The 9045-nt window shown below is 67.3% G+C and carries 9 protein-coding genes; 5 read left to right on the forward strand and 4 right to left on the reverse strand.

What is annotated here, in order from left to right; translation table 11 throughout:
* Window positions 1–205: 205 nt before the first annotated feature.
* From Q1V87_RS08055 to Q1V87_RS08075, 5 genes are all read left to right on the forward strand, one after another.
* The gene (locus Q1V87_RS08055) at window positions 206–871 is read left to right on the forward strand and encodes a hypothetical protein (RefSeq protein ID WP_300591636.1); all 666 of its coding nucleotides are present in this window, start codon (window positions 206–208) and stop codon (window positions 869–871) included.
* 201 nt (window positions 872–1072) lie between these two features.
* A complete protein-coding gene (locus Q1V87_RS08060; RefSeq protein ID WP_300591637.1) occupies window positions 1073–3976 on the forward strand; it encodes an AAA family ATPase in 2904 nt (967 codons plus the stop codon).
* A 334-nt stretch (window positions 3977–4310) separates the two neighbouring features.
* Window positions 4311–4778 carry a hypothetical protein gene (locus Q1V87_RS08065; RefSeq protein WP_300591638.1) on the forward strand — a complete coding sequence of 156 codons (468 nt, stop codon included), beginning with the start codon at window positions 4311–4313 and terminating at the stop codon, window positions 4776–4778.
* A 164-nt stretch (window positions 4779–4942) separates the two neighbouring features.
* Window positions 4943–5860 carry a hypothetical protein gene (locus Q1V87_RS08070; protein WP_300591639.1) on the forward strand — a complete coding sequence of 306 codons (918 nt, stop codon included), beginning with the start codon at window positions 4943–4945 and terminating at the stop codon, window positions 5858–5860.
* 89 nt (window positions 5861–5949) lie between these two features.
* Window positions 5950–6264, forward strand: a complete 315-nt coding sequence (locus Q1V87_RS08075) for a hypothetical protein (protein WP_300591640.1) — start codon at window positions 5950–5952, stop codon at window positions 6262–6264.
* Between the two features lie 29 nt (window positions 6265–6293).
* On the opposite strand, the gene Q1V87_RS08080 is transcribed toward Q1V87_RS08075, so the two are convergent.
* The 4 genes from Q1V87_RS08080 to Q1V87_RS08095 all read right to left on the reverse strand — a co-directional run.
* Window positions 6294–6746, reverse strand: a complete 453-nt coding sequence (locus Q1V87_RS08080) for a single-stranded DNA-binding protein (protein WP_300591641.1) — start codon at window positions 6744–6746, stop codon at window positions 6294–6296.
* A gap of 34 nt (window positions 6747–6780) precedes the next feature.
* The gene (locus Q1V87_RS08085) at window positions 6781–7257 is read right to left on the reverse strand and encodes a hypothetical protein (protein ID WP_300591642.1); all 477 of its coding nucleotides are present in this window, start codon (window positions 7255–7257) and stop codon (window positions 6781–6783) included.
* On the reverse strand, window positions 7254–7646 hold the full coding sequence (locus tag Q1V87_RS08090; protein WP_300591643.1) for a hypothetical protein: 393 nt from the start codon (window positions 7644–7646) through the stop codon (window positions 7254–7256). Before Q1V87_RS08090 ends, Q1V87_RS08085 begins: the two co-directional genes overlap by 4 nt.
* Window positions 7643–9045: TraM recognition domain-containing protein (locus tag Q1V87_RS08095; protein ID WP_300591644.1), on the reverse strand; the 1403-nt coding region annotated here is incomplete at its 5' end. The genes Q1V87_RS08095 and Q1V87_RS08090, both read right to left, overlap by 4 nt.

The raw sequence follows: 9045 nt of genomic DNA on the forward strand, positions 1-9045 counted from the left end.
TCCGTCCACGGCCGCGACCGACCGGTCACCGTCGGCATCAACGGCTCCATCACGGCCCACACCTCGTCAGAGATCTCCTGTCGCGTCACCGTTCAAGACTCACCCACCGAGGAGCGGAACCTCTTGATCAACACGCCCTAGCACCAGCGGAGGAATCGCGATCGTCTGCCGAATGGGGCTCAAGTGTCGCGAAGAGTGGAGATCCATGAAGAGTGTCGAGTGGCCCGGTGTGCTGCTGGCCCGGAAGAGCTTCAATCCGGAGTACGTTGCCGCGCGTGACCGGCTCGCCGACGTAGCGAAGCGCGGCGACTGGCCCGCCATGTTTGCGATTCTCGACGGTGCAATCGAATCATTCACGCCGGGCGCGAACGACTGGCGAGTGGGAGGCGCCAGTTGGTACTCGCCTCTGCATCAGGTCGCTTGGCTCGGAGCGCCAACCGACGTTGCGCAGGGTCTCGTCGATCGCGGCGCGTGGCGCACGCTCCGCGAGGCTTCCGGCCACAGTCCGCTCGACCTCGCGACCTCGCGCGGCCACGATCACCTTCGCGAGGTGCTCGCGCCGACGTTCTCGCAACCGATCGGCGCGGACGACCTCGCGGCAATGAGTGAGCGATTGGCCGAGCTGGTCAATTCGGCTGCGCGTGAGGTAGTCGACGAGGGGACAAACATTCGCCACCTCGACGTCACCGGTATCGCGGGGTCAGGCGCGAGCGTCTGGTTCCCAATCCCCGGCATGTACGGCGGCTTCGCCGTCGAGCTGTACCGCAATCGTCTCCACGTCGAGAGCTGGAGCCGAGTGATCGGTGGCTCCGGCCGCGCCTACGTCATCACCCCGACGCGAACCACTCTCGTAGACGAGGGATTCGTCTGACGAGCAGTTCGCTTCGATAGCCAACCAAGAGCGATGCACGCAGGCACTTCTGTGTAAGCACTCGTAACTTAGACAGAAGCGGCGTACCCTGGGCCCATGCGCGGGGGCCTCGAACGCTGGAAGAGGGGCGTCGAATCGGCAGGGGTTCGACAGGCGATGGCGTATGCATTCAAGGGCAGCTGCGACTCGCACCTTCGGAGCGTGACCGGCGTCGAAGCCCTCGCCGCCTACGCCGACAGCGGCTCTGCGCGAGTGACGCGATACACGGTTGAACAGGGTGGGATCGCGACTGATGGGCTCGATGCGGAGGAACTCCGGCGATGGGTCGACGGACACGATCCGCGCACCGACGCGCCACGCGGTCGCGAGTTGCGATCTCCGCACGCCGACCTGATCCTGGACGGCACCATCAACGCACCGAAGTCATACAGCATCGCTGCGCTGATCAACGACGACCTTGCATCCGAGTTCGAGGCTCTTCAGGATCGGCTGCGCACCCGGATCATCACGACCTGGCAGCGTGAGCTGAATGCTCGACGGGGCGCCGGCGGCAGCATCCGGGAGCGCCTCCATCGCATCGAAGTCGTCGAGCTTCAGCACCGCAGATCGCGGGCTCTCGACCCGCACATCCACCGACACCTGTGGCTGAGCGTCAAGGTGCTTGGCGAGGACGGAAAGTGGTCGAACGTCGACTCCCGCGTCGCGATGAAGCTGCACACGCTCATCAACGCCGAGGGCGAGTTGGCTGCGCGTACGGACCCGGAGTGGCTCGAAGCTCTCGCCCGCAACGGGTACACGCTCGACGGCGAAGGAGAGATCGCCGAACTCGCATCCGCCGTACGTCCGCTCTCGCGCCGCTCCAACCAGATCGAGGCGAACCGTGCGAAGCTGCTGCTCGGCTGGCGATCGGAGCACCCAAGTCAGGAGCCCGACCACGACGTCCTCCAGCAGATCGACCGACTGGCGTGGGCGAAGAACCGCCCAAACAAGCCGGGCGTTGTGGACGAGGAGGAGTGGGAGCTGCTCATTCGCGATGAGCTCCGAGCGGTCGACCCCGCCCTTCTGATCGCGCGCCCGCCGACGAGAACGCGCGCGACGGCGATCGAGAATGTGGATCGGGATCTGCTCGCCGCCCGGGCGATCGTGGATGCCGACTCACGATCCACGGCGTGCGGGGGAAGGTTCAGCAACTACGACCTGCGAGCCGGCGCGACGAGGGCTGTCGCGGCATCCGGAATCGTCGCTCCCCGCGAGAACATGCAGGAGCTCATCGATGACGTCGTCGCGCGGGGCCTCGTACACACGGTCGATCTGCTCGAGCAGGAAGGCGACCGGCCCGGTCACATCAAGGGGTACATGGCCGCCTCAACCGTGGGGCTGAAAGTTGAGCTCGCAGCGCGCTACGACATGCTCACGCGCACCGGGGAACGGGTCCGCCACGAAGACATCGTCGACATCTCGCGAGAGACTCTGCCTCGCGACGTCACTCTCGACGAGGGCCAGTCGGATGCTGCGGCGGCAATCGCCGGCACAGATCGCCTCGTGTCGGTGACCGGGCCGGCGGGCGCCGGCAAGACGACGATGCTCCGCGTCGCCCGCACTGCACTCGAACGGCAGGGGCGCCACCTCGTGCTGGTCGCACCGACCAAGAAGGCGGCCTCGGTGGCGGCCCGCGAGATCGGGGCGACCGCACTCAGCTTGCATGCGCTTCTCGCCGACTACGGCTGGCGCTGGGGTCGGGATGAAGCGGGCGGCGAGATCTGGACGCGGCTCGAAGTCGGTGAGACCGACGCCCGCACCGGCGCGGTCTTTACGGGCCCGCGCCGGTTCCTCCTGCGGCCGGGCGACCGGGTCGTCGTCGACGAAGCCGGCATGGTCGACCTCCACACAGCGAATGCGCTCGCGGTCGTCGCGGCGGAGACCGGCGCGGGCATCGCGATGGTGGGTGACCACCTGCAGGCGATGCCGGTCGGGCATGCCGGCGCCATGGCGTGCATGACGCGGCGCGCGACGAGCGTCGTCGAGCTGACTGCGGTGCATCGGTTCCGCAACCCCGAATATGCCGAACTGACGCTGTGCATGCGCGAGCCTGGCAGCCACGACGAAGCGCTCGCAGTTGCTGGCCAACTCGACGAGCGGGGATCGATCCACCGAGTCGCGGATGCCGCGCAAGCGCGCGACGTGATGGTCGAGTCCTACTTCCGCTGGGCGGCCACCCGCGCACGAGTCGCGCTGGTCACGAGCACGAACGAGGAGGCCGACGCCATCAATGAGGCGATCCAGGAGCGCCGTGTGGAGATGGGACAGCTGCGCGAGCAGCGCCTCGCCATCGGGCAGGGGGAGCAACGGCTGCTCGAGGGCGATGTGGTGCAGACCCGCCGCAATGACCGCGACGCGGATGTCGAGAACCGCGCGCTGTGGACCATCCGGCGAATTAGTGGATCGGACGTCGAACTGGTCGCGCTTGGAGACAGTGGGGACCGACGCCGAGTGTCGCTGGAGTATGCCGCCGATCACGTGCATCTCGCCTACGCCTCGACCGTGCACGGAATCCAAGGCGAGACGACGGATGCATCCGTCGTCGGGCCCGGCGTGGATGCATCCGGCCTGTACGTCGGGATGACGCGGGGACGCGTGCACAACGAGGCGATCGCGATCGCAAGAACACCTGCCGTCGCCCGCGACCAAGTCGCGGCGAGCATGATGCGCGGGTCGCAGGAAGTCAGCATCGACGACTCCAGGCGCGCGGCGCGAGTCGAACTCGGTCGAGCCGCCCGCGATCCTGGGCCTCAGCCAGCGTCCCCGCTCGAGGCGCAGCGCGACTGGCTCTCCCAGGCCGCGCGGACACTGCTCGACATCGACCAGCGGGAGGCGGATGCCGCTGCGAGAGCGCACGGGCGTGGAGGTGCGGCAAACACGTCGGCTGATCTGGACGACGCCAAGGAACGTCTGCTCGCCCGCTACCAGCTGGTCAACCATCAGTACTCGGTGCGCGTCGGGCGCGCCGAGATCGGGACTGTGGGCGCCCGCGTGGACCGCTCCCGTCCGATTCAGGGTGCGAGCGTTGTGCGCGGCCCGGCGTCTGACAACGGGCTCGAGCGCTGACTGGCAGATCAGGGAGCGCGAAGAGCGGGAGTGCGTGACTCCACACTCCGCGCTCCCGGAAGTGCGTGCCTGAGTCCTCCCCCCCAGTGCTCCGTTGTCTCGCCAGAGCCCTCTGGGGACGCGCGCACGAGGCGTGCAGCGCCGCTCAGCTGCGGCTTGGCCAAGGCTCGATAGCAAACCCAGTAGTCGTAACCCCAGACTTTGAGCCGCATAGGGAAGATGTGGTAGTCAGGCATTAGCTCATCGCCACCATCGCTGAATTGTGTGCCACAGAATTCCCTGACTATGACCCCCCTGTGGGATGTGTGATATCATGGAATCTGGAGGTCGAACCATGAGCATCACACCGGACACGTTCCTCGAGCTAATCCAGAGCGCTGCCGCCGTGCGCGCGGAAACTCAGCAAGAGGTCGACCGACTGCGCAAGGAGCTCCAGCAGCTTGAGGCCACGATCGCCTCTCTGGAGCAGGAAGAGCAGGGGTACAGGCTGGCTCTGGCCCGCCGGTTCCCTGACACTGCGGGCGCTCACCTCCCCCAGCCTCAACCCGGTGATGAACCGGAGCTCTTCCCTCTGGAGGACGATCTGAGGAAGCAGTCACGCTCGGACGCCGTCGAGACAGCAGTGAGGGTCATCAGCAAGACCGAGGTGTCTGCAACGCCAGCGCACATCGAGGCTTTCCTTCACGAACGTGGCCGCGACGATACCCGAGATGCGATCGGTGCGGCGCTCGCCTATCTCAACAGGACTGGACGGGTCACGAACATCGCTCGCGGCCAGTGGCGACTGAGCGAGGGCGAATGACGTAGCCATCAGAGACTTCTGGCCCGAATCCGCGGCAACGGATCGGGCCAGATACACCGATACGAGAAGCACGGTGGCGACGTGGTGTCGCCTATATCTTACCGGAAGGTCCGGAAGGTGAACCCGTGAATTCTCTCGTGTCACGATCACGAAAGGAGACCGAAATGGTCTCAATCACGGAGTTCTACTCCATCGCGGGCCCTGTGCCCTTCATCAATGTCCAGGTAGACGCCGACAACCGGCTGTACCTCGATCCCCGTGCGGTGAGGCTCATGGAGCACCCGCAGCCGTTCGCGGCGGACGCGGTGCGGTGCGCCGACACGTTCCTCGACACGGTGACTGGGTGCATCTTCGATGGCTCCCCGCCGGCGCTGAGGCGCGGCGAGGCGCTGCTTCAGCGGTTCGTCGAGCCGTGGGAGACCCGACTCGGCATGTCGGAGGCGGGCTTCCACGGCCACGGGGGGGCAATGCTCGTCGGCACGTCGATCTGGGAAGCCCTGACGGGGAGCGTCGAACCGCTGGTGCGGGTGCTCATCCTCCACCAGCTGGAGGATCTGCCGCTGTTCGTGGATGGCGTGGACAAGGACATCACGAGCGACGTCACCACGCGGATCATGTTCGGCCCGCTGGCTCGCTTCACTGAGCATGTGGTGGCGACGCACCAGGAGTTCTCGGCCAACGGGCATACTCTCGAGACTGTCCGCAGGCAGGTGTGGAATCCGGACTCTTGCGAGTGGGGCGAGGCCGAGTTCACTCTTCCGGTCGCTGACGGCAAGGTGCTCCTGCTCGTGCCCACCGGCTGGGCTCGGCCCACGCTGCTGATGTCCGCCGTGCGGTACTACGACACGACGGTGCTCTCGTTCGCTCAGATGGAGCACGCGGTCCTGTCGAAGGACGGCAAGCTGCTCAAGACGCGCAAGATGGATATGCGCAAGCAGCCGGGCCTCGAGCCGGGCCGCGACACGATCCTCGCGGCCACGCTCCGCGCGTTCGAGAATGACGAGAACCTGCTGGCGCTGTTCAAGGCGTTCGTCGACGAGCGGTTCACGCGCGACGACGACGAGGACGCGGTCGCCGCGTAATGAGGCTGGGGCTGTCTCACCTTGGGACAGCCCCAGTCCGCCGCATGCCGGTGCATGCTCTGATCGAGCGCGGCCGACCGGCTGGCCGTGTGACGATCACTATTGCTACAACGACCGCGCCCATCGCATTCGACTGGTGGCTGCTGTGGCGCTGGCGTGGTGATCGCCGCGAACAACGACGCGAAGGCAGCAAACACGACGCTGGATGCTCGCGCGAGATCGACGACCAGGAGCAGCGGGAGCGGGACCGTGAACATGACCTGCGAGCCCGAAGAGCCAGAGTTGCGGGAAACATGCTGCTGGCGCTCCAGTCATCGTTCATCCTTGACCCGCCGGACAATGGCGATGTGCTGTTCGGGCGGATGAGTTCGAGCGGACACGAGAGCGGCGTGGGAGTACAGTGACTCCCACGCCGCTCTCCTGTTGCGATGGGTCAGCGAGTGATCCCGACGCCGGTGGACGAGACCGGCTCGGCTGACGGCCCAGACGGCGCCCTGCGCGCGGCTGGGCCGCTAGCTTTTGGGGCGCGCTCGACGGCGACCGGTGCGTACTTCAGGGATGCCCCGACGTTGTCCGCGACGATGTCTCGCGTCTCGCGGGTCTGGCCGGCCTCCTTGTCGGTGTAGGTGCCGAACCGGAGGTCGCCGCCGACGATGACGGTGTCGCCCTTGCGGAGCGACGTTGCCACATTGCGGGCCTGCTGGTTGAACACGACGACGCGATGGAACACCGTGCCCGCGTCCTCCCAGCGTCCGGTGGTCTCGTTGAGACGGCGGTCGTTGACGGCCACGCTGAATCGGGCGTACTCGTTGCCCGACTCGCTCGCGCCGTACTCGGGGTCGCCGGTGAGGTTGCCCTCGATGGTGACCGGGATTCTGGTTGTCATGCTTCTTCCTTCCATTCAGGAGGCAGCGCGTGCCTCAGTTGGCGTGGTTCTGGTCGATCCACGCGTCCCACTCCGCCTCGTCGGTCTCTCCGACCCACGACCGCGGCTTCAGCTCGTAGTGCCCACTGGTGCAGCCCGACCCGGCACGCTGCAGCCTGGGCTGCGCCTGCGCGAGCCGCTCGTGCCACTCGAGCGGGCCGTATCCCGAGTCGTTCTTGTCGAACGACGCCTGATGGAAGTTGTGGAGCGCCGAGAGTTCCTCGACGAGCGCGCCGTGCTTCCACCAACACGCCGGCACGACGCTGATCGGCACGCTGTAGCGCACCGTGAACCACTCCACCCATTTGCGTAGTGCACCCCAGGCGATGCGCGACTCGTCCGCTGACAGGTGGCGCCAATCCACGGGCGGCACGCCCGCCGGCTCGGTCGGATGGGTGAGGATCGGCGGGCCCGACAGCTGCGCCGAGAGCTCCTCCTCGATCTCCTCCGGCGTTCGCTCGCGCTCGTTCATGACGTCTCCCTGAGTTCGCGCATCCGCCTCTGAAGAATCCCCAGCGCCATCGCCGACGCGACCCGTCGACCACGATGGTGCGACAGCACTCGGTCGCGGTCGATCACCTGGTGGAGCAGACCATGACAATACGGATGCATCGGCACGAGGTCGTCGTGGCGGTCGAACCCCCACCACGACCCCACGATGAACCGGACCCCGCGGTAGTCGAGGTGGTGCAACTCGAGCTGATCGCGCGTGGCCGGCCACGCGCATCCGGCACACGCAAGTGAGCGGCCGAGACGCTCCTGCTTGCGGAACCACCGCGCACGCCGGGCGAACCACGCGGGGGAGGACAGGAACTCCGAGCGGTATGCGTTCGAGGCTCGGGGCTTGCGGCGATTGCTCACTCCTCCTTCACCGCCTCGGGCGCGGCCTCCGGCTCGGGCTCGACGACCGGCCGCGGTGCGGGCCGGCGGGTCTCGGTGAACACTGTCTGCTGGTCCTGCTCGGTCGCGCGCTTGGCGCTCTGGATCTCGCGTGCGTCGCGCCGCGCGTCCCAGCCGGCGAGGTCCAGCAGCACCCCTCGACGGTTGCGATAGGCAAGCAGACCGACGTTCTGCGGCATCCGTCGGATCTCGTCCACCGACATGAGCGGGAGCCGCTCGTGCTGCTCGCTGGTCGAGTGGCCGGACTCGCGCGTGGACCAGGAACGCTGGGTGCGCTTGGTCTGACGGGTCCCGAGCAGCGCCTCGACGTCGCGCAGGTGGCCTACGTGCGACGCTCCGCCCAGCAGGACCTTCGCGGTCGCCGCAGCCCAGATGGTGTCTGCTTCGGCGCGCGACCACGACGTCTCGGCCTGCGACAGGGCCTGCAGCACGACGAAGGTGCAGATGCCGCGGCCCCCGCCGTCGGCCATGATCTGCGGCAGGTTGCCCCAGCGGAACATGTTCGCGATCTCGTCGAGGATCAGACCGAGCGGATGCTGAAGCCGTGAGCCCGGCGACGCGAGTGCCTGCAGGCGGGCCACCTCGACGATGTCGTCGAGCAGGGCGCCGAGGAATCCGCCCATCGCCGAGGCGCCGGACCGAGAACCGACGAGGTAGAGCGTGTTCGCGCCCGCGAGGAACTCCTCGGGATCGAACACCGGGTCGCCCGGCCTTGGGGTGAGGGCGTCGCGGATCTTCGGCACCGCGAGGGGAGCGACGGCGCCCTGCACGCCGAACCAGATCGAAGAGACGAGCTTGTCGTCGCCGGCCAGCGTCGCCTCGAGATTGTCTCCCCAGCCCGATGCGCCGTCGGTGCGCAGGATCGACACAGCCGACTTGCGCGCGAGGACCGGGCTCGTGCCCCAGTTGTAGAGTTCCTCGATCGGGCGGTTCCCCACTGCGGCGGCGTGGAGCAGCCGGCCCAGCACCACGCCTGATGCCTGTGCCCACTCGCCGTTGGTCGACGACGCGCCGAGCGCGGTTCCCGTGACGATGGCGCTGCCGCGCTGCATCGCGACCAACGGGTCCTCGCACCCCGCGATGGGCGAGACGCGGAGCGGACGCCAGGGGAAGAAATGCCTCGTTCCATCGAACGGGGCGAAGAACGCCACTCCCAGGCCGCCGTCGGTGACCGCATCGAGGAGACCATGCGAGGCCGTGACCAGGGAGAAGTAGAGCACCAACCCCCACCACGCCGTCGAGAGGCGCGGCACACTCCGAAAGGCCAGCCAGACGACGATGACGCCCACGACGAGCGCGAACCCCAGCGAATGCGTCAGCCCGCGATGCCCGAGCATGTGCGCGTAGGGGATGCCCAACG

Source organism: Microbacterium sp., assembly GCF_030149085.1.
GTDB lineage: Bacteria > Actinomycetota > Actinomycetes > Actinomycetales > Microbacteriaceae > Microbacterium.